A 390-nucleotide genomic window follows, 5' to 3' on the forward strand; every position below is an offset into this window, starting at 1 on the left:
CTCCGGGACCACGAGCGCGTACGCGGACTTCCTGCTCGCCCGCACGGGACAGGACGGGTTCGCGGTGGGTGCCGCCGCGGTCCTGCCGTGCTACTGGCTCTACGCGCACGTGGGGGCGGAGCTCACGGAGCGGGCGCGCCGCACGGGGCTGCAGGGGCACCCGTTCGCGGACTGGCTCGAGACCTACGACGACCCGCAGTTCCACGCCGCCACGGAGGTGGCCCGTGCCGCCGTGGACCGCGCCGCCGAGCAGGCGGACACCGCCACGCGCGAGGCCATGCGCCGCGCGTTCCTGCGCGCGTGCCACCTGGAGCTCGAGTTCTTCGCACAGACCTCGGCCGCCACCGCACGCCAGGAGGGCTGATCCCGCACGGCGGAGAGCCCGCGAGT

Annotated in this window: 1 pseudogene; it reads left to right on the top strand. The window is 75.4% G+C overall.

From position 1 onward, the window contains the following. Nucleotides 1–364: pseudogene (locus J1782_RS00060) on the top strand (TenA family transcriptional regulator); the annotation flags it as partial. Nucleotides 365–390 lie beyond the last annotated feature (26 nt).

It is taken from the genome of Rahnella sp. BCC 1045 (assembly GCF_019049615.1).
Classification (GTDB): domain Bacteria; phylum Pseudomonadota; class Gammaproteobacteria; order Enterobacterales; family Enterobacteriaceae; genus Rahnella; species Rahnella contaminans.